The following is an 18,335-nucleotide window of genomic DNA, read 5'->3' on the forward strand; positions in this document are numbered from 1 at the left end:
ATAGAGAGTATTGACGATCCACATGACACCTTCTAATTCATTAACTGATGACAATCGATAGAGAATGCCTAATACGACTTGAAGATTGCCTTGTTTTTCGAGCGCGCACAAAAAACCGGGCACTAGGCCCGGTTCCTTGTTTCAGACTGACGTCTTACTCGGCGGATACAGCTTCGCCAGCAGTAGCACGATCAACCAACTCGACGTACGCCATAGGCGCGTTGTCGCCAGCGCGGAAACCGCACTTGAGGATGCGCAGGTAGCCACCCTCACGGGTAGCGTAACGCTTGCCCAGGTCGTTGAAGAGCTTACCAACGATAGCTTTCGAACGAGTACGGTCGAAAGCCAGACGGCGGTTAGCAACGCTATCTGTCTTGGCCAAAGTGATCAGCGGCTCGGCAACGCGGCGCAGTTCTTTAGCTTTTGGCAGAGTAGTTTTGATCAGCTCGTGCTCGAACAGCGACACCGCCATGTTTTGAAACATGGCCTTGCGGTGCGAGCTGGTGCGGCTCAGGTGACGACCACTTTTACGATGACGCATGGTTCATTCCTTACCAAACACTACGTTCGGTGATTACGACGATCAGGCAGTCGCCTTGTCGTCCTTCTTAAGACTTGCAGGCGGCCAGTTGTCGAGGCGCATGCCGAGGGACAGACCGCGGGAGGCCAGAACGTCCTTGATTTCAGTCAAGGATTTCTTGCCCAGGTTCGGAGTCTTCAACAGCTCTACTTCGGTACGCTGAATCAGGTCGCCGATGTAGTAGATGTTTTCCGCCTTAAGGCAGTTAGCCGAACGTACAGTCAGTTCCAGATCGTCAACCGGGCGAAGCAGGATCGGATCGATCTCGTCTTCCTGCTCGACAACCACTGGCTCACTGTCACCTTTGAGGTCGACGAACGCAGCCAACTGCTGTTGCAGGATGGTTGCAGCACGGCGGATAGCCTCTTCAGGATCCAGGGTACCGTTGGTTTCCAGATCAATAACCAGCTTGTCCAGGTTAGTACGCTGTTCGACACGGGCGTTTTCCACCACGTATGCGATACGGCGAACCGGGCTGAACGAAGAGTCAAGCTGCAAGCGACCGATGCTGCGGCTTTCGTCTTCATCGCTCTGACGCGAGTCTGCCGGTTCATAACCACGACCACGAGCTACTACGAGCTTCATGTTCAGGGCGCCGTTAGACGCCAGGTTAGCGATTACGTGATCGGGATTAACGATCTCGACATCATGATCCAGCTGAATATCGGCAGCGGTAACCACCCCCGAACCCTTCTTCGACAAGGTCAGCGTAACTTCGTCACGGCCGTGCAGCTTGATAGCCAGACCTTTAAGGTTCAACAGGATTTCAATTACGTCTTCCTGTACACCTTCGATGGCGCTGTACTCGTGGAGCACACCGTCAATCTCGGCCTCGACTACTGCACAGCCGGGCATTGAGGACAACAGGATGCGGCGCAGCGCGTTGCCCAGGGTGTGGCCAAAGCCACGCTCGAGAGGCTCGAGCGTGATCTTGGCGCGGGTTGGACTGACAACCTGCACATCAATGTGGCGGGGTGTCAGGAACTCATTTACCGAAATCTGCATGGATGCACCTATTTTCTAGCCCTTACTTGGAGTAGAGCTCGACAATCAGGCTTTCGTTGATGTCGGCGGACAGATCACTGCGAGCTGGAACGTTCTTGAAAACGCCCGACTTCTTCTCAGTGTCTACTTCTACCCATTCTACGCGGCCACGTTGGGCACACAGATCGAGAGCTTGGACAATGCGAAGTTGGTTTTTTGCTTTCTCGCGAACAGCGACCACGTCACCAGCACGAACCTGGTAGGACGGAACGTTAACGGTTTGACCGTTTACGCTGATCGACTTGTGCGATACCAGCTGACGGGATTCGGCACGAGTCGAACCAAAGCCCATACGGTATACAACGTTGTCCAGACGGCATTCGAGCAGTTGCAGCAGGTTTTCACCGGTTGCACCTTTCTTGCCAGCAGCTTCTTTGTAGTAGCCGCTGAATTGACGCTCGAGAACGCCGTAGATACGACGGACCTTCTGCTTTTCACGCAGTTGGGTGCCGTAATCGGACTGGCGACCGCGGCGTTGGCCGTGGATACCAGGTGCTGCTTCAATGTTGCACTTCGATTCGATCGCGCGCACGCCGCTCTTCAGGAAGAGATCGGTGCCTTCGCGACGAGCGAGTTTGCATTTTGGACCAATGTAACGAGCCATTCTTTACAATCTCCTGGATTACACGCGGCGCTTCTTCGGCGGACGGCACCCGTTGTGCGGGATTGGCGTCACGTCGGTGATGCTGGCGATCTTATAGCCACAGCCGTTCAATGCACGGACAGCAGACTCACGACCTGGACCTGGACCTTTGACGTTGACGTCGAGGTTTTTCAGGCCATATTCCAGCGCAGCTTGACCAGCACGTTCAGCAGCTACTTGAGCAGCAAACGGGGTGGACTTGCGGGAACCGCGGAAACCCGAACCACCGGAGGTAGCCCAAGAAAGCGCGTTACCTTGACGGTCGGTGATGGTCACGATGGTGTTGTTAAAAGAAGCATGGATGTGGGCGATGCCATCAACCACTGTCTTTTTAACTTTTTTACGAGGACGAGCAGCAGGTTTTGCCATGATTAATTTCCTGTCGATTCGCGTGGGCGATTACTTGCGGATCGGCTTACGCGGACCTTTACGGGTACGCGCGTTAGTCTTGGTACGCTGACCGCGTACTGGAAGACCACGACGATGACGCAGACCGCGGTAGCAACCGAGGTCCATCAAACGCTTGATTTTCATGTTGATTTCGCGACGCAGGTCACCTTCAGTGGTGAACTTCGCCACTTCGCCACGCAACTGTTCAATCTGCTCGTCGCTCAGATCTTTGATCTTTGCGGCTGGGTTTACCCCAGTCTCTGCGCAAATTTTCTGCGCAGTAGTGCGACCAACACCATAGATGTAGGTCAGCGAGATAACAGTGTGCTTGTTATCTGGAATGTTAACGCCTGCAATACGGGCCATTCAGTGGGACTCCAATTGACAGCTACCTACGCCCCGGAAGCCAAGAAATAGGGCGCGAGATAATATCGCTGTAATAACAAATAATCAACCCGGCAGCGCACTAGCTGCCGGGCTTCAAGCAGATCACACTCAGCCTTGGCGCTGTTTGTGACGCGGTTCCGCGCTGCAAATTACTCGAACAACACCTTCGCGGCGAATAATCTTGCAGTTACGGCACAGCTTTTTCACCGATGCACGAACTTTCATCACCAACTCCTCGAACCTTATGGGTCAGCGCAGCATGCCGCTGCCGTAACCCTTCAGGTTGGCTTTCTTCATCAGGGATTCGTACTGGTGCGAAACGAGGTGCGATTGTACTTGGGACATGAAGTCCATCACAACCACGACGACGATCAGCAACGAGGTCCCGCCAAGGTAGAACGGAACGTTGGCTGCAACCACCAGGAACTGGGGCAACAGGCACACGGCCGTCATGTAAAGAGCACCGAACAGGGTCAAACGAGTCAGAACGCCATCAATGTAGCGCGCAGACTGCTCACCTGGACGGATGCCCGGAATAAAGGCACCGGACTTCTTCAGGTTTTCCGCTACGTCTTTCGGATTGAACATCAACGCCGTATAGAAGAAGCAGAAGAAAATAATCCCTGCACTAAACAGCAGAATATTCAACGGCTGACCAGGAGCGATCGACTGCGAGATGTCCTGCAACCAGCCCATACCTTCAGACTGACCGAACCAGGCACCCAACGAAGCCGGGAACAGCAAAATGCTGCTCGCGAAAATAGCCGGAATAACACCGGCCATGTTCACCTTCAGCGGCAAGTGGCTTGTCTGTGCAGCGAAAACCTTGCGGCCTTGCTGACGCTTGGCGTAGTGAACAGCAATACGACGCTGACCACGCTCAATGAACACCACGAAACCGATAATCGCTACTGCCAGCAAACCGATGGCAACCAGGGCGAAGATATTGATATCACCCTGACGCGCAGACTCGAAAGACTGCCCGACTGCACTCGGAAGACCGGCGACGATACCCGAAAAAATCAACATCGAGATACCGTTGCCAACACCACGCTCAGTAATCTGCTCACCCAGCCACATCATGAACATCGCACCAGCCACAAAAGTGGTTACCGCGACGAAATGGAAGCCAAAGTCACCAGTGAACGCAACGCCCTGCCCCGCCAGACCAATGGACATGCCAATGGCCTGGACAAGAGCAAGAACGACGGTGAGGTAGCGGGTGTACTGGCTGATCTTGCGACGGCCAGCTTCACCTTCCTTCTTCAACTGCTCCAGCTGCGGGCTGACGGCGGTCATCAGCTGCATGATGATCGATGCCGAAATGTACGGCATGATCCCCAGTGCAAAGATGCTCATCCGTTCCAGCGCGCCGCCGGAAAACATGTTGAACAAGCTAAGAATGGTCCCCTCATTCTGTCGAAACAGGTCCGCGAGTCGGTCCGGGTTGATACCTGGAACCGGGATGTGTGCGCCTATTCGGTAGACGATAATCGCCAGGAACAGAAAACGCAGACGAGCCCAGAGTTCAGACATACCGCCTTTGCCGAGCGCAGAGAGAGCACCTTGCTTAGCCATTTATTCCTCGAACTTGCCGCCAGCTGCTTCGATAGCCGCACGCGCACCTTTGGTGGCGCCGATTCCCTTGCCGATAGTGACAGCGCGAGTCACTTCACCGGACAGCATGATTTTCACACGCTGTACGTTGACGTTGATCACGTTGGCATCTTTCAGGGACTGCACGGTGACGATGTCGCCTTCCACTTTAGCCAGCTCGGACAGACGCACTTCTGCGCGGTCCATGGCTTTCAGGGAAACGAAACCGAACTTCGGCAGGCGACGATGCAGCGGCTGTTGACCGCCTTCAAAGCCTGGAGCAATGGTGCCACCGGAGCGGGAGGTCTGACCTTTGTGACCACGGCCACCAGTCTTACCCAAACCACTACCGATACCACGGCCCGGACGATGCTTTTCGCGACGGGAACCCGGCGCTGGACTCAGATCATTGAGTTTCATCGATTAACCCTCGACACGCAGCATGTAGTAAGCCTTGTTGATCATCCCGCGATTCTCGGGAGTATCCAGGACTTCTACAGTGTGACCGATGCGACGCAGACCCAGACCCTTAACACACAGTTTGTGGTTAGGGATGCGGCCGGTCATGCTTTTGATCAGCGTAACTTTAACGGTAGCCATGATCAGAAGATCTCCTTGACGCTTTTGCCACGCTTGGCGGCAATGGATTCAGGAGATTGCATAGCCTTCAGACCCTTGAAAGTGGCGTGAACCACGTTTACCGGGTTAGTCGAGCCGTAGCACTTGGCCAGAACGTTCTGAACGCCAGCAACTTCGAGAACGGCACGCATTGCGCCGCCAGCGATGATACCGGTACCTTCAGAAGCAGGCTGCATGTACACCTTCGAAGCGCCGTGGGCGGACTTCATTGCGTACTGCAGGGTGGTGCCGTTCAGATCAACCTGGATCATGTTGCGGCGAGCAGCTTCCATTGCCTTCTGGATCGCAGCAGGCACTTCACGCGACTTGCCACGGCCGAAGCCAACACGCCCTTTACCATCACCAACCACGGTCAACGCGGTGAAAGTGAAGATACGGCCGCCTTTAACGGTTTTGGCTACGCGGTTAACTTGAACCAGCTTCTCGATGTAGCCTTCGTCGCGCTTTTGGTCGTTATTTGACATAACTTAGAACTCCAGCCCAGCTTCACGAGCAGCATCAGCCAGCGCTTTAACGCGGCCGTGGTACTTGAAGCCAGAGCGGTCGAAAGCCACTTGCGAGACGCCAGCGGCCTTAGCACGCGTAGCGACCAGCTGGCCAACCTTAGTGGCCGCGTCGATGTTGCCAGTGGCGCCATCACGCAGTTCTTTATCCAAAGTCGAGGCGCTTGCCAGGACTTTGTTGCCGTCGGCCGAAATGACCTGGGCGTAGATGTGCTGCGACGAGCGGAACACGCAGAGACGCACGACTTCGAGTTCGTGCATTTTCAGGCGTGCTTTGCGAGCGCGACGCAGTCGAGTAACTTTTTTGTCGGTCATTTGCTATGCCCTACTTCTTCTTGGCTTCTTTACGACGGACGACTTCGTCCGCGTAGCGCACACCTTTGCCTTTGTACGGCTCTGGTGGACGGAAGTCGCGGATCTCGGCGGCCACTTGACCTACCAGCTGCTTATCGATGCCCTTGATCAGGATATCGGTCTGGCTAGGAGTCTCAGCGGTGATGCCTTCCGGCAGTTCATAATCCACTGGGTGCGAGAAGCCAAGAGCCAGGTTCAGCACTGTGCCTTTTGCTTGCGCTTTGTAACCAACACCGACCAGCTGGAGCTTGCGCTCGAAGCCTTGGCTTACGCCTTGGACCATGTTGTTTACCAACGCACGAGTGGTACCAGCCATTGCGCGAGTTTGTTGATCGCCATTGCGAGCAGCGAAACGCAGCTCACCAGCTTCTTCAACGATCTCAACGGACGAATGGATGTTCAGTTCGAGAGTGCCCTTGGCACCCTTCACCGAAAGCTGTTGGCCTGCGAATTTTACTTCGACGCCGGCTGGCAGCTTAACGGGGTTCTTAGCGACGCGAGACATGCTTATCCCCCCTTAGAACACAGTGCAAAGAACTTCGCCGCCGACACCGGCAGCGCGCGCAGCACGATCAGTCATCACACCTTTGTTGGTGGAGACGATAGACACACCGAGACCGCCACGAACTTTTGGCAGATCATCGACGGACTTGTACTGACGCAGGCCTGGACGGCTAACGCGCTTCACTTCTTCGATAACCGGACGGCCTTCGAAGTATTTCAGCTCGATAGACAGCAGTGGTTTGGTTTCGCTGCTGATCTGATAACCCGCGATGTAACCTTCGTCCTTCAGGACTTTGGCAACAGCTACCTTCAACGTGGAAGATGGCATGCTTACGACGGACTTTTCAGCCATCTGGGCATTACGGATTCGAGTTAGCATGTCCGCTAACGGGTCCTGCATACTCATGGGCTAGACGCTCCTAATACAGAAAAATTAGCCTTGCGGCTACTACGTGTCGCCGAGAATCTCCGGGTATAAAAAACACGGGCTCAGGCGAGCCGGGTATTCTAGACACACCCCAGAAATGAATCAAGCCCCAAAAGGGGCTTGATTCAGATTCAAGGCCACCGGTGGTCAGGTTCTCGCGAACCTTTGCACCGAGACTTTGACAGTACTTACCAGCTAGCTTTAACCAGACCTGGTACGTCACCACGCATTGCTGCTTCACGCAGTTTGTTACGGCCGAGGCCGAACTTGCGGTAAACGCCGTGTGGACGACCGGTCAGGCGGCAGCGGTTACGCATGCGCGAAGCGCTTGCGTCACGTGGCTGCTTCTGCAGGGCTACTGTAGCTTCCCAACGTGCTTCTGGACTTGCGTTCAGATCAACGATGATAGCTTTCAGTGCTGCACGCTTCTTGGCGTACTTGGCAACCGTGAGCTGACGCTTCAGCTCGCGGTTTTTCATGCTCATCTTGGCCATGGTCCTACTCCAATCAGTTGCGGAACGGGAATTTGAACGCACGCAGCAGAGCGCGGCCTTCATCATCGTTCTTGGCAGTGGTGGTCAGGGTAATGTCCAGACCGCGGAGAGCATCGATCTTGTCGTAGTCGATTTCCGGGAAGATGATCTGCTCTTTAACGCCCATGCTGTAGTTACCACGACCATCGAAGGACTTGGCATTCAGGCCGCGGAAGTCGCGGACCCGAGGCAGGGAGATCGACAGCAGACGATCCAGGAATTCGTACATACGCTCACGGCGCAGGGTCACTTTGACGCCGATCGGCCAACCTTCACGGACTTTAAAGCCAGCGATGGATTTCCGAGCGTAAGTCACAACGACTTTCTGACCGGTGATCTTTTCCAGGTCGGCAACAGCGTGCTCGATGACTTTTTTGTCACCGACCGCTTCGCCCAGACCCATGTTCAGGGTGATTTTTGTAACGCGTGGAACTTCCATCACGTTCGAAAGCTTAAGTTCTTCCTTAAGCTTCGGTGCGATTTCTTTCCAGTAAATCTCTTTTAGTCGTGCCATGGTCTCATCTACCTAGCAGTGTTCAAGCATCAACCGCTTTTTGGGTCGACTTGAAGACACGAATTTTCTTGCCGTCTTCTACTTTGAAACCAACGCGATCAGCCTTGTTGGTTTCGCCGTTGAAAATGGCGACGTTAGAAGCGTCCAGTGGAGCTTCTTTTTCGACGATACCGCCTTGTACGCCCGACATCGGGTTAGGCTTGGTATGACGCTTGACCAGGTTCAGACCGCCGATAACCAAACGGTTATTAGCGAGAACCTTAAGCACCTTACCGCGCTTACCTTTGTCTTTGCCGGCGATCACGATGATCTCGTCGTCACGACGAATCTTTTGCATGTCGGATCTCCTTACAGCACTTCTGGGGCGAGCGAGACGATCTTCATGAACTTCTCAGTACGAAGTTCACGGGTCACTGGCCCAAAGATACGGGTGCCGATCGGCTCTTGCTTGTTGTTCAGAAGAACAGCAGCGTTGCCATCAAAGCGGATAATGGAGCCATCAGCACGACGTACGCCGTGACGAGTGCGGACTACAACAGCAGTCATCACTTGGCCTTTTTTCACTTTACCGCGAGGAATTGCTTCCTTCACGGTAACTTTGATGATGTCACCGATACCAGCGTAACGACGATGGGAGCCACCCAGCACCTTGATGCACATAACGCGGCGAGCGCCGCTGTTATCGGCCACATCGAGCATGGATTGAGTCTGAATCATATAATTTCTCCGACCCCTAGTCCTTAGACTTCCACAGCGCGTTCGAGAACATCAACCAGTGCCCAAGACTTGGTCTTGGCCAGCGGACGAGTTTCACGAATAGTGACTTTGTCGCCGATGTGGCACTGATTGGTTTCGTCGTGCGCGTGCAGCTTAGTCGAACGCTTAACGTATTTACCGTAGATCGGGTGCTTTACGCGACGCTCGATCAGAACGGTGATGGTCTTGTCCATTTTGTCGCTGACAACACGGCCAGTCAGCGTACGGACGGTTTTTTCGGCTTCAGCCATGATTACTTACCTGCCTGCTGTTTGAGCACAGTCTTCACGCGAGCGATGTCACGCTTAACTTGCCGGAGCAGGTGAGACTGCCCCAACTGGCCAGTTGCTTTCTGCATGCGCAGATTGAACTGGTCGCGCAGCAGGCCGAGCAGTTGCTCGTTAAGCTGCGGCGCGTCTTTTTCACGAAGTTCGTTCGCTTTCATCACATCACCGTCCGTTTAACGAAGGCGGTGGCGAGCGGCAGCTTTGCAGCAGCCAGGGCAAATGCCTCACGCGCCAGCTCTTCAGAAACACCCTCGATTTCATACAGGACTTTGCCTGGCTGAATCTGGGCAACCCAGTATTCCACGCTACCTTTACCTTTACCCATCCGAACTTCGAGTGGCTTCTTGGAAATAGGCTTGTCCGGGAATACACGGATCCAGATCTTGCCGCCACGTTTAACGTGACGGGTCAGTGCACGACGCGCTGACTCGATCTGACGAGCGGTGAGACGACCACGAGCTACAGACTTCAGCGCATATTCGCCGAAGCTGACTTTGCTACCGCGCTGAGCCAAGCCACGGTTGTGGCCAGTCATCTGCTTGCGGAACTTCGTACGCTTTGGTTGCAACATTTGGCGTACCCCTTACTTAGCAGCTTTTTTACGAGGCGCTGGTGCTTGTGGTTTCAGTTCTTCTTGGCGACCACCAATTACTTCGCCTTTGAAGATCCAAACCTTTACACCGATCACACCATAAGTGGTGTGAGCTTCGTAGTTGGCATAGTCGATGTCGGCACGCAGGGTGTGCAGTGGCACACGACCTTCGCGATACCATTCAGTACGTGCGATTTCAGCACCGCCGAGACGACCGCTCACTTGGATTTTGATGCCTTTGGCACCAATGCGCATGGCGTTCTGTACAGCGCGCTTCATAGCGCGACGGAACATTACGCGACGCTCCAGCTGCTGAGCTACGCTCTGCGCAACCAACATACCGTCGAGTTCCGGCTTGCGGATTTCTTCGATATTGATGTGCACAGGCACACCCATTTGCTTGGTCAGGTCCTGACGCAGTTTCTCAACATCTTCACCTTTCTTCCCGATAACGATACCTGGACGAGCGGTGTGGATGGTGATACGTGCTGTTTGAGCCGGACGATGGATATCGATACGGCTTACGGACGCGCTTTTTAGTTTGTCTTGGAGATACTCACGCACCTTCAGATCAGCGAACAAGTAGTCCGCATAAGTCCGACCGTCTGCGTACCAGACGGAGGTGTGCTCCTTGACGATTCCCAGGCGAATGCCAATGGGATGTACTTTCTGACCCATCTCTTCGACTCCGTTACTTGTCAGCAACCTTGACAGTGATATGGCAAGACCGCTTGACGATGCGATCAGCACGGCCTTTGGCACGTGGCATGATGCGCTTCAGCGAACGCCCTTCGTTGACGAAAACGGTGCTGACCTTCAGGTCATCAACGTCTGCGCCTTCGTTATGCTCGGCGTTGGCTACGGCCGACTCCAGCACTTTCTTCATGATCTCGGCGGCTTTCTTACTGCTGAAAGCCAACAGGTTGAGCGCTTCGCCCACCTTCTTCCCGCGGATCTGGTCGGCGACCAAGCGGGCTTTCTGGGCGGAGATTCGAGCGCCCGACAACTTAGCGGCTACTTCCATTTCCTAACCCCTTAACGCTTGGCTTTCTTGTCTGCCACGTGCCCGCGATAAGTGCGGGTACCGGCGAACTCGCCCAGTTTGTGGCCGACCATGTCTTCGTTCACGAGAACTGGGACGTGCTGACGACCGTTGTGTACTGCGATGGTCAAACCGACCATTTGTGGCAGGATCATCGAACGACGCGACCAGGTTTTCACCGGTTTGCGATCGTTCTTTTCCGCCGCCACTTCGATCTTCTTCAGTAGGTGAAGATCGATAAAAGGACCTTTTTTCAGAGAACGTGGCACTGTCGTATCCCTCTATTTACTTGCGACGACGGACGATCATTTTGTCGGTACGCTTATTACCACGAGTCTTCGCGCCCTTAGTCGGGAAGCCCCATGGCGATACCGGATGACGACCACCAGAGGTACGACCTTCACCACCACCATGTGGGTGGTCAACCGGGTTCATGGCAACACCACGAACGGTTGGGCGAACGCCACGCCAGCGTTTGGCACCAGCTTTACCCAGCGAACGCAGGCTGTGCTCGGAGTTCGAGACTTCGCCCAGGGTCGCACGGCATTCAGCCAGGACTTTACGCATTTCACCGGAACGCAGACGCAGGGTAACGTACACGCCTTCACGAGCGATCAACTGAGCCGAAGCACCAGCGGAACGAGCGATTTGCGCGCCTTTACCTGGCTTCAATTCGATGCCGTGTACGGTACTACCAACTGGAATGCTGCGCAGTTGCAACTGGTTGCCTGGCTTGATCGGAGCCAAAGCACCCGAAATCAGCTGGTCGCCAGCGTTCACGCCTTTAGGGGCGATGATGTAACGGCGTTCGCCGTCTGCGTACAACATAAGAGCAATGTGAGCAGTACGGTTTGGATCGTATTCGATACGCTCGACAGTGGCTGGAATGCCATCTTTGTCGTTGCGACGGAAATCGACCAGACGATAATGCTGCTTATGGCCACCACCGATGTGACGAGTGGTAATACGACCATTGTTGTTACGACCACCAGACTTCGATTTCTTCTCGAGCAGCGGTGCGTGAGGAGCGCCTTTATGCAGCTCCTGGTTGACCACCTTGACCACATGACGGCGGCCAGGGGAAGTCGGTTTGCATTTAACGATTGCCATGATGCACCCCTTCCTTACTCAGCACTGCTGCTGAAATCGAGATCTTGGCCTGGCTGAAGGGAGATAACTGCCTTCTTCCAGTCATTACGCTTGCCCAGACCGCGAGCAGTGCGCTTGCTCTTACCCAGAACATTCAGGGTAGTAACACGCTCTACTTTCACGCTGAACAGGCTTTCGACGGCCTTCTTGATTTCCAGCTTGGTTGCATCAGTAGCAACCTTGAAAACGAACTGGCCTTTCTTGTCTGCCAGAACCGTAGCCTTCTCGGAAACGTGCGGGCCAAGCAGAACTTTAAATACGCGTTCCTGGTTCATCCCAGCAGCTCCTCGAATTTCTTCACGGCCGACACGGTGATCAACACCTTGTCGTATGCGATCAGACTAACTGGATCGGAACCTTGCACGTCACGTACATCTACGTGTGGCAGGTTACGAGCAGCCAGGTACAGGTTCTGATCAACAGCGTCCGACACGATCAGAACGTCGGTCAGGCTCATGTTGTTCAGTTTGCCCAGCAGGTCTTTGGTTTTCGGCGTTTCAACGGCGAAATCCTGAACCACGACCAGACGATCAGTACGCACCAGCTCAGCAAGGATGGAACGCATTGCTGCGCGATACATCTTCTTGTTCAGCTTCTGGGAGTGATCTTGAGGACGAGCTGCGAAAGTGGTACCGCCGCCACGCCAGATTGGGCTACGGATAGTACCGGCACGAGCACGGCCAGTACCTTTCTGACGCCATGGGCGCTTACCGCCACCACGAACGTCGGAACGGGTCTTCTGCTGCTTGCTACCCTGACGGCCGCCGGCCATGTAGGCCACGACTGCTTGGTGAACCAGCGTCTCGTTGAATTCGCCGCCAAATGTCAGTTCGGAAACTTCGATCGCTTGAGCGTCATTTACATTTAATTGCATGTCAGCTTCCCCTTAACCGCGAGCCTTGGCTGCTGGACGTACAACCAAGTTGCCGCCAGTAGCGCCAGGAACAGCACCCTTGACCAACAACAGATTGCGTTCAGCGTCCACGCGCACTACTTCGAGGGACTGCACGGTCACGCGCTCAGCGCCCATATGACCGGACATTTTTTTGCCCTTGAATACACGACCAGGAGTCTGGCACTGGCCGATAGAGCCTGGAACGCGGTGGGATACGGAGTTACCGTGGGTGTTATCTTGCCCGCGGAAATTCCAACGCTTGATCGTACCCTGGAAGCCTTTACCCTTGGACTGACCGGTTACATCAACCAGTTGACCAGCGGCGAAGATTTCAGCGTTGATCAGATCGCCGGCCTGGTACTCGCCTTCTTCAAGGCGGAATTCCATTACGGTACGACCAGCGGCAACGTTCGCTTTAGCGAAGTGGCCAGCCTGAGCTGCTGTTACACGCGAAGCACGACGCTCGCCGACAGTGACTTGCACTGCACGATAGCCATCGGTCTCTTCAGTTTTGAACTGGGTGACGCGATTCGGTTCGATCTCAATGACCGTGACCGGAATGGAGACACCTTCTTCGGTGAAAATACGGGTCATACCGCATTTACGACCGACTACACCAATAGTCATGTTGTAAACCTCATGAGTGTACGGGGCTTTCACCCGCTATGGCCGCCCATTTCAGAGCGTTACACGACTAAGACCGAGTCTTAGCCGAGGCTGATCTGCACTTCCACACCGGCCGCAAGATCAAGCTTCATAAGTGCATCAACGGTTTTATCCGTTGGCTGGACGATGTCCAGAACGCGCTTATGAGTACGGATCTCGTACTGGTCACGCGCGTCTTTGTTGACGTGCGGGGAGACCAGAACGGTGAACCGCTCTTTACGGGTAGGCAGTGGAATTGGACCACGCACTTGAGCACCAGTACGCTTCGCGGTTTCCACGATTTCCTGGGTGGATTGGTCGATCAGGCGATGGTCAAAAGCCTTCAACCTGATACGGATTTGCTGATTTTGCATTGGATTTCAGACTCCGGCTGCTATTCCCACCGAGCGCAATACGCCCGTTAAAAGGAGGCGCAATTCTATAGACGCCCCATATAGGTGTCAACCCAATAAAAAAGGCCCCCGCTGAGCGGGGGCCTTTTCAAAGCATCAAAGCGAACTCGAAAAGAGCTTACTCGATGATTTTAGCTACAACGCCAGCACCAACGGTACGGCCGCCTTCACGGATAGCGAAGCGCAGACCGTCTTCCATTGCGATGGTTTTGATCAGGGTAACGGTCATTTGAACGTTATCACCTGGCATTACCATCTCAACGCCTTCTGGCAGCTCGCAGTTACCGGTCACGTCAGTAGTACGGAAGTAGAACTGTGGACGGTAGCCTTTGAAGAACGGAGTATGACGACCGCCTTCTTCCTTGCTCAGAACGTAAACTTCTGCGGTGAACTTGGTGTGCGGCTTAACCGAACCAGGCTTAACCAGAACCTGACCACGCTCAACGTCGTCACGCTTGGTGCCACGCAGCAGTACGCCGCAGTTCTCGCCAGCACGACCTTCGTCGAGCAGCTTGCGGAACATCTCAACGCCGGTGCAGGTGGTGACGGTAGTGTCACGCAGACCAACGATTTCCAGTGGATCTTGAACGCGAACGATACCGCGCTCGATACGACCAGTCACAACAGTACCACGACCCGAGATCGAGAATACGTCTTCGATTGGCATCAGGAATGGCTTGTCGATCATACGAACTGGTTCTGGGATGTAGCTATCCAGAGTCTCTACCAGCTTCTTAACAGCGGTAGTACCCATTTCGTTGTCGTCTTTGCCTTCCAGCGCCATACGAGCAGAACCGATGATGATCGGAGTGTCGTCACCCGGGAAGTCGTAAGTGCTCAGCAGGTCGCGCACTTCCATCTCAACCAGTTCCAACAGCTCAGCGTCGTCTACCAGGTCAGCCTTGTTCAGGAAGACCACGATGTACGGAACGCCTACCTGGCGGGACAGCAGGATGTGCTCACGGGTTTGCGGCATCGGACCATCAGCAGCCGAGCAAACCAGGATCGCGCCGTCCATCTGGGCAGCACCGGTGATCATGTTCTTCACGTAGTCAGCGTGACCTGGGCAGTCAACGTGAGCGTAGTGACGAATGGCCGAGTTGTACTCAACGTGAGCGGTGTTGATCGTGATACCACGAGCTTTTTCTTCTGGCGCGCTGTCGATCTTGTCGAAGTCAACGATTGCCGAACCGAAAACCTCGGAGCAAACACGGGTCAGAGCAGCAGTCAGAGTGGTTTTACCGTGGTCAACGTGACCGATGGTGCCAACGTTGACGTGCGGAAGGGAACGATCAAATTTTTCTTTAGCCACGACAATTAACTCCTAGCCTAAAGGGGCTGAATCAGCCTTGTTTTTTGGTTACAGTTTCGACGATGTGCGACGGAGCTGTATTGTATTTTTTGAATTCCATAGAGTAGCTTGCGCGACCCTGGGACATGGAACGAACGTCGGTCGCATAACCGAACATCTCGCCCAGCGGAACTTCGGCGCGAATTACCTTGCCGGAGACCGTGTCTTCCATACCCAAAATCATGCCGCGACGACGGTTAAGGTCGCCCATCACGTCACCCATATAGTCTTCAGGCGTAACAACCTCTACCGCCATGATCGGCTCGAGCAACTCACCACCGCCCTTCTGGGCCAGTTGCTTGGTCGCCATGGAAGCAGCCACCTTAAACGCCATCTCGTTCGAGTCGACGTCGTGGTAAGAACCATCAAACACGGTAGCCTTCAGGCCGATCAGCGGATAGCCGGCAACAACGCCGTTCTTCATCTGCTCTTCGATACCCTTCTGGATAGCCGGGATGTATTCCTTAGGAACCACACCACCCACCACTTCGTTCACGAATTGCAGACCTTCCTGACCTTCGTCAGCAGGAGCAAAGCGGATCCAGCAATGGCCGAACTGGCCACGACCGCCGGATTGGCGAACGAACTTGCCTTCGATCTCACAATTCTTCGTGATGCGCTCACGATAGGAAACCTGAGGCTTACCGATGTTGGCTTCGACGTTGAACTCACGGCGCATCCGGTCAACCAGGATGTCCAGGTGCAACTCGCCCATGCCAGAGATGATCGTTTGACCAGTCTCTTCATCAGTCTTGACGCGGAAAGAAGGGTCTTCTTGAGCAAGTTTGCCCAGAGCGATACCCATTTTTTCCTGGTCATCCTTGGTCTTAGGCTCTACGGCAACCGAAATAACCGGCTCCGGGAAGTCCATGCGAACCAGGATGATTGGCTTGTCAGCGTTGCACAAGGTTTCACCAGTGGTGACGTCCTTCATGCCGATCAGGGCCGCGATGTCGCCAGCGCGTACTTCCTTGATCTCTTCGCGGGCGTTTGCGTGCATTTGCACCATACGACCCACGCGCTCTTTCTTACCTTTAACCGAGTTGATCACGCCGTCGCCGGAGGCCAACACGCCCGAGTAAACGCGGACGAAGGTCAAGGTACCCACGAATGGGTCGGTAGCGATCTTGAACGCCAGAGCCGAGAACGGCTCGTTGTCGTCTGCATGACGCTCCATCTGCTTTTCCTCGTCATCCGGGTCAGTACCCTTGATGGCAGGAATGTCGGTTGGAGCCGGCAGGTAGTCGATAACGGCGTCGAGAACCAGGGGAACACCCTTGTTCTTGAAGGAAGAACCGCAAACAGCCAGGACGATCTCACCAGCGATGGTACGCTGACGCAGAGCGGCCTTGATTTCCTCGATGGAAAGCTCTTCGCCTTCGAGGTACTTGTTCATCAGCTCTTCGCTGGCTTCGGCCGCAGCCTCAACCATGTTGCTGCGCCACTCTTCAGCCAGTTCCTGCAGTTCAGCAGGGATGGCTTCGCGACGTGGAGTCATGCCCTTGTCAGCATCGTTCCAGTAAACCGCTTCCATGGTCAACAGATCGATCTGACCCTGGAAGTTGTCTTCGGAACCGATAGCCAACTGGATTGGCACCGGGGTGTGACCCAGACGCTGCTTGATCTGAGCGATCACGCGCAGGAAGTTCGCACCGGCACGGTCCATCTTGTTCACGTAAACGATACGTGGAACACCGTATTTGTTGGCTTGACGCCATACGGTTTCGGACTGAGGCTCAACGCCGGAAGTGCCGCAGAACACAACGACCGCGCCGTCGAGCACACGCAGGGAACGTTCAACTTCAATGGTGAAGTCTACGTGACCCGGGGTATCGATGACGTTGAAGCGGTATTGGTCCTTGTGCTGCTTCGCAGAACCCTGCCAGAAAGCGGTAATAGCAGCAGAAGTAATGGTAATACCACGCTCCTGCTCCTGAACCATCCAGTCGGTGGTCGCGGCGCCGTCATGCACCTCGCCCATCTTGTGGCTTTTGCCAGTGTAAAAAAGGACGCGCTCGGTGGTGGTGGTTTTACCAGCATCCACGTGAGCAACGATACCAATGTTACGGTAGCGGTTAATCGGTGTAGTACGAGCCATAAAGCCCTCGCAAATTGAGTGACGCTAAAATTAGAAGCGGTAGTGCGAGAAAGCCTTGTTGGCTTCAGCCATACGGTGCACGTCTTCACGCTTCTTAACTGCAGCACCTTTGCCTTCAGCGGCGTCCAACAGTTCGCCAGCCAAACGCAGAGCCATAGACTTCTCGCCGCGCTTACGGGCGAAGTCTACCAACCAGCGCATTGCCAGAGCGTTACGACGGGACGGACGAACTTCGACCGGAACCTGGTAAGTAGCACCGCCTACACGGCGCGACTTTACTTCGACCAGCGGAGCGATGGCGTCGAGAGCTTTCTCGAAGATTTCCAGGGGATCGCTGTTCTTGCGTTCTTTAACCTTTTCCAGCGCGCCATAAACGATACGCTCGGCAACGGCTTTCTTGCCGCTTTCCATCACGTGGTTCATGAACTTGGCCAGGATCTGGCTGCCGTATTTTGGATCGTCAAGCACTTCGCGCTTGGCTGCTACGCGTCTTCTTGGCATGGATAAGCCCTCAAACGGTCTTCAGGTTCGCTCGGAATCGGTGCCCATTACGGGACGCCTCCGACCTTACTCTTATCGACTCAGAAAAATAGAAATCAGTTTTTTGCAGCAAGCGACCATTACTTCGGACGCTTGGTACCGTACTTCGAACGACCCTGGTTACGACCTTTAACGCCGGAAGTATCCAACGAACCGCGAACGGTGTGGTAACGAACACCTGGCAAGTCTTTTACACGACCGCCGCGGATCAGTACCACGCTGTGCTCTTGCAGGTTGTGGCCTTCACCGCCGATGTACGAGGAAACCTCGAAACCGTTGGTCAGGCGCACACGGCATACTTTACGCAGTGCCGAGTTAGGTTTTTTCGGCGTGGTGGTGTACACACGGGTGCACACGCCACGACGTTGCGGGCAGTTCTGCAGCGCAGGCACGTCGGATTTCTCGACGATACGCTTACGCGGCTGACGTACCAGCTGGTTGATAGTTGCCATC

At 54.6% G+C, this 18,335-nt stretch carries 32 protein-coding genes; all 32 read right to left on the reverse strand.

Features of this window, described 5'->3' with window-relative positions; genetic code table 11:
• Positions 1-154: 154 nt before the first annotated feature.
• Positions 155-541 (reverse strand): 50S ribosomal protein L17, encoded by a 387-nt coding sequence (gene rplQ / locus ACA058_RS27710; RefSeq protein WP_007970429.1) that lies wholly within the window; start codon positions 539-541, stop codon positions 155-157.
• Between the two features lie 42 nt (positions 542-583).
• Complete coding sequence (locus tag ACA058_RS27715) at positions 584-1,585, reverse strand: DNA-directed RNA polymerase subunit alpha (protein ID WP_007970428.1); 1,002 nt, start codon at positions 1,583-1,585, stop codon at positions 584-586.
• Between the two features lie 22 nt (positions 1,586-1,607).
• Entirely contained in the window at positions 1,608-2,228 is a 621-nt protein-coding gene (gene rpsD / locus ACA058_RS27720) for a 30S ribosomal protein S4 (RefSeq protein ID WP_003176404.1), read from the reverse strand.
• Positions 2,229-2,246: 18 nt separating this feature from the next.
• Entirely contained in the window at positions 2,247-2,636 is a 390-nt protein-coding gene (gene rpsK / locus ACA058_RS27725) for a 30S ribosomal protein S11 (RefSeq protein ID WP_002555466.1), read from the reverse strand.
• 30 nt (positions 2,637-2,666) lie between these two features.
• Positions 2,667-3,023, reverse strand: coding sequence for a 30S ribosomal protein S13 (rpsM, locus tag ACA058_RS27730; RefSeq protein WP_009045849.1), 357 nt, complete (start codon positions 3,021-3,023; stop codon positions 2,667-2,669).
• A gap of 129 nt (positions 3,024-3,152) precedes the next feature.
• On the reverse strand, positions 3,153-3,269 hold the full coding sequence (rpmJ, locus tag ACA058_RS27735; RefSeq protein ID WP_002555468.1) for a 50S ribosomal protein L36: 117 nt from the start codon (positions 3,267-3,269) through the stop codon (positions 3,153-3,155).
• A 24-nt stretch (positions 3,270-3,293) separates the two neighbouring features.
• Positions 3,294-4,622, reverse strand: a complete 1,329-nt coding sequence (gene secY / locus ACA058_RS27740) for a preprotein translocase subunit SecY (protein WP_497636783.1) — start codon at positions 4,620-4,622, stop codon at positions 3,294-3,296.
• Positions 4,623-5,060: a 50S ribosomal protein L15 gene (rplO, locus tag ACA058_RS27745; protein ID WP_003228720.1), complete on the reverse strand. Its 438-nt coding sequence runs from the start codon at positions 5,058-5,060 to the stop codon at positions 4,623-4,625.
• A gap of 3 nt (positions 5,061-5,063) precedes the next feature.
• Complete coding sequence (rpmD, locus tag ACA058_RS27750) at positions 5,064-5,240, reverse strand: 50S ribosomal protein L30 (RefSeq protein ID WP_003186033.1); 177 nt, start codon at positions 5,238-5,240, stop codon at positions 5,064-5,066.
• A 2-nt stretch (positions 5,241-5,242) separates the two neighbouring features.
• Positions 5,243-5,743 carry a 30S ribosomal protein S5 gene (gene rpsE, locus ACA058_RS27755; protein WP_003186035.1) on the reverse strand — a complete coding sequence of 167 codons (501 nt, stop codon included), beginning with the start codon at positions 5,741-5,743 and terminating at the stop codon, positions 5,243-5,245.
• 3 nt (positions 5,744-5,746) lie between these two features.
• The gene (gene rplR / locus ACA058_RS27760) at positions 5,747-6,097 is read right to left on the reverse strand and encodes a 50S ribosomal protein L18 (RefSeq protein WP_003186037.1); all 351 of its coding nucleotides are present in this window, start codon (positions 6,095-6,097) and stop codon (positions 5,747-5,749) included.
• A 10-nt stretch (positions 6,098-6,107) separates the two neighbouring features.
• The gene (gene rplF, locus ACA058_RS27765) at positions 6,108-6,641 is read right to left on the reverse strand and encodes a 50S ribosomal protein L6 (RefSeq protein ID WP_003176412.1); all 534 of its coding nucleotides are present in this window, start codon (positions 6,639-6,641) and stop codon (positions 6,108-6,110) included.
• Between the two features lie 12 nt (positions 6,642-6,653).
• A complete protein-coding gene (rpsH, locus tag ACA058_RS27770; protein WP_008065722.1) occupies positions 6,654-7,046 on the reverse strand; it encodes a 30S ribosomal protein S8 in 393 nt (130 codons plus the stop codon).
• Between the two features lie 209 nt (positions 7,047-7,255).
• The gene (gene rpsN / locus ACA058_RS27775) at positions 7,256-7,561 is read right to left on the reverse strand and encodes a 30S ribosomal protein S14 (protein WP_003176414.1); all 306 of its coding nucleotides are present in this window, start codon (positions 7,559-7,561) and stop codon (positions 7,256-7,258) included.
• Between the two features lie 13 nt (positions 7,562-7,574).
• A complete protein-coding gene (gene rplE, locus ACA058_RS27780) occupies positions 7,575-8,114 on the reverse strand; it encodes a 50S ribosomal protein L5 (protein WP_003176415.1) in 540 nt (179 codons plus the stop codon).
• A gap of 22 nt (positions 8,115-8,136) precedes the next feature.
• A complete protein-coding gene (rplX, locus tag ACA058_RS27785; protein WP_003176416.1) occupies positions 8,137-8,451 on the reverse strand; it encodes a 50S ribosomal protein L24 in 315 nt (104 codons plus the stop codon).
• Positions 8,452-8,462: 11 nt separating this feature from the next.
• Positions 8,463-8,831 (reverse strand): 50S ribosomal protein L14, encoded by a 369-nt coding sequence (gene rplN / locus ACA058_RS27790; protein WP_002555479.1) that lies wholly within the window; start codon positions 8,829-8,831, stop codon positions 8,463-8,465.
• 23 nt (positions 8,832-8,854) lie between these two features.
• Positions 8,855-9,121 (reverse strand): 30S ribosomal protein S17, encoded by a 267-nt coding sequence (rpsQ, locus tag ACA058_RS27795; RefSeq protein WP_003176419.1) that lies wholly within the window; start codon positions 9,119-9,121, stop codon positions 8,855-8,857.
• Between the two features lie 2 nt (positions 9,122-9,123).
• A complete protein-coding gene (gene rpmC / locus ACA058_RS27800) occupies positions 9,124-9,315 on the reverse strand; it encodes a 50S ribosomal protein L29 (protein WP_008030901.1) in 192 nt (63 codons plus the stop codon).
• A complete protein-coding gene (gene rplP / locus ACA058_RS27805; protein ID WP_007943783.1) occupies positions 9,315-9,728 on the reverse strand; it encodes a 50S ribosomal protein L16 in 414 nt (137 codons plus the stop codon). Before rplP ends, rpmC begins: the two co-directional genes overlap by 1 nt.
• Positions 9,729-9,740: 12 nt before the next feature.
• On the reverse strand, positions 9,741-10,427 hold the full coding sequence (rpsC, locus tag ACA058_RS27810; protein WP_003176422.1) for a 30S ribosomal protein S3: 687 nt from the start codon (positions 10,425-10,427) through the stop codon (positions 9,741-9,743).
• A 13-nt stretch (positions 10,428-10,440) separates the two neighbouring features.
• On the reverse strand, positions 10,441-10,773 hold the full coding sequence (gene rplV, locus ACA058_RS27815; RefSeq protein WP_003103908.1) for a 50S ribosomal protein L22: 333 nt from the start codon (positions 10,771-10,773) through the stop codon (positions 10,441-10,443).
• A gap of 11 nt (positions 10,774-10,784) precedes the next feature.
• Positions 10,785-11,060 carry a 30S ribosomal protein S19 gene (gene rpsS / locus ACA058_RS27820; RefSeq protein WP_002555486.1) on the reverse strand — a complete coding sequence of 92 codons (276 nt, stop codon included), beginning with the start codon at positions 11,058-11,060 and terminating at the stop codon, positions 10,785-10,787.
• A 16-nt stretch (positions 11,061-11,076) separates the two neighbouring features.
• Positions 11,077-11,901 carry a 50S ribosomal protein L2 gene (gene rplB / locus ACA058_RS27825; protein ID WP_008030897.1) on the reverse strand — a complete coding sequence of 275 codons (825 nt, stop codon included), beginning with the start codon at positions 11,899-11,901 and terminating at the stop codon, positions 11,077-11,079.
• A gap of 14 nt (positions 11,902-11,915) precedes the next feature.
• Positions 11,916-12,215, reverse strand: coding sequence for a 50S ribosomal protein L23 (gene rplW, locus ACA058_RS27830; protein WP_002555488.1), 300 nt, complete (start codon positions 12,213-12,215; stop codon positions 11,916-11,918).
• Positions 12,212-12,814, reverse strand: coding sequence for a 50S ribosomal protein L4 (gene rplD, locus ACA058_RS27835; protein WP_003228735.1), 603 nt, complete (start codon positions 12,812-12,814; stop codon positions 12,212-12,214). The genes rplW and rplD overlap by 4 nt, the downstream gene beginning before the upstream one ends.
• 12 nt (positions 12,815-12,826) lie before the next feature.
• A complete protein-coding gene (gene rplC, locus ACA058_RS27840) occupies positions 12,827-13,462 on the reverse strand; it encodes a 50S ribosomal protein L3 (protein WP_003186059.1) in 636 nt (211 codons plus the stop codon).
• Positions 13,463-13,542: 80 nt separating this feature from the next.
• A complete protein-coding gene (gene rpsJ, locus ACA058_RS27845) occupies positions 13,543-13,854 on the reverse strand; it encodes a 30S ribosomal protein S10 (protein ID WP_003186070.1) in 312 nt (103 codons plus the stop codon).
• Positions 13,855-14,011: 157 nt separating this feature from the next.
• Positions 14,012-15,205, reverse strand: a complete 1,194-nt coding sequence (gene tuf / locus ACA058_RS27850; RefSeq protein ID WP_497636784.1) for an elongation factor Tu — start codon at positions 15,203-15,205, stop codon at positions 14,012-14,014.
• A gap of 31 nt (positions 15,206-15,236) precedes the next feature.
• Complete coding sequence (gene fusA, locus ACA058_RS27855; RefSeq protein WP_497636785.1) at positions 15,237-17,342, reverse strand: elongation factor G; 2,106 nt, start codon at positions 17,340-17,342, stop codon at positions 15,237-15,239.
• A 30-nt stretch (positions 17,343-17,372) separates the two neighbouring features.
• The gene (rpsG, locus tag ACA058_RS27860; RefSeq protein ID WP_002555493.1) at positions 17,373-17,843 is read right to left on the reverse strand and encodes a 30S ribosomal protein S7; all 471 of its coding nucleotides are present in this window, start codon (positions 17,841-17,843) and stop codon (positions 17,373-17,375) included.
• A 119-nt stretch (positions 17,844-17,962) separates the two neighbouring features.
• Positions 17,963-18,334 (reverse strand): 30S ribosomal protein S12, encoded by a 372-nt coding sequence (gene rpsL / locus ACA058_RS27865; protein WP_003186084.1) that lies wholly within the window; start codon positions 18,332-18,334, stop codon positions 17,963-17,965.
• Between the last annotated feature and the right edge of the window lies 1 nt (position 18,335).

This window comes from Pseudomonas sp. LBUM1649 (assembly GCF_059716155.1).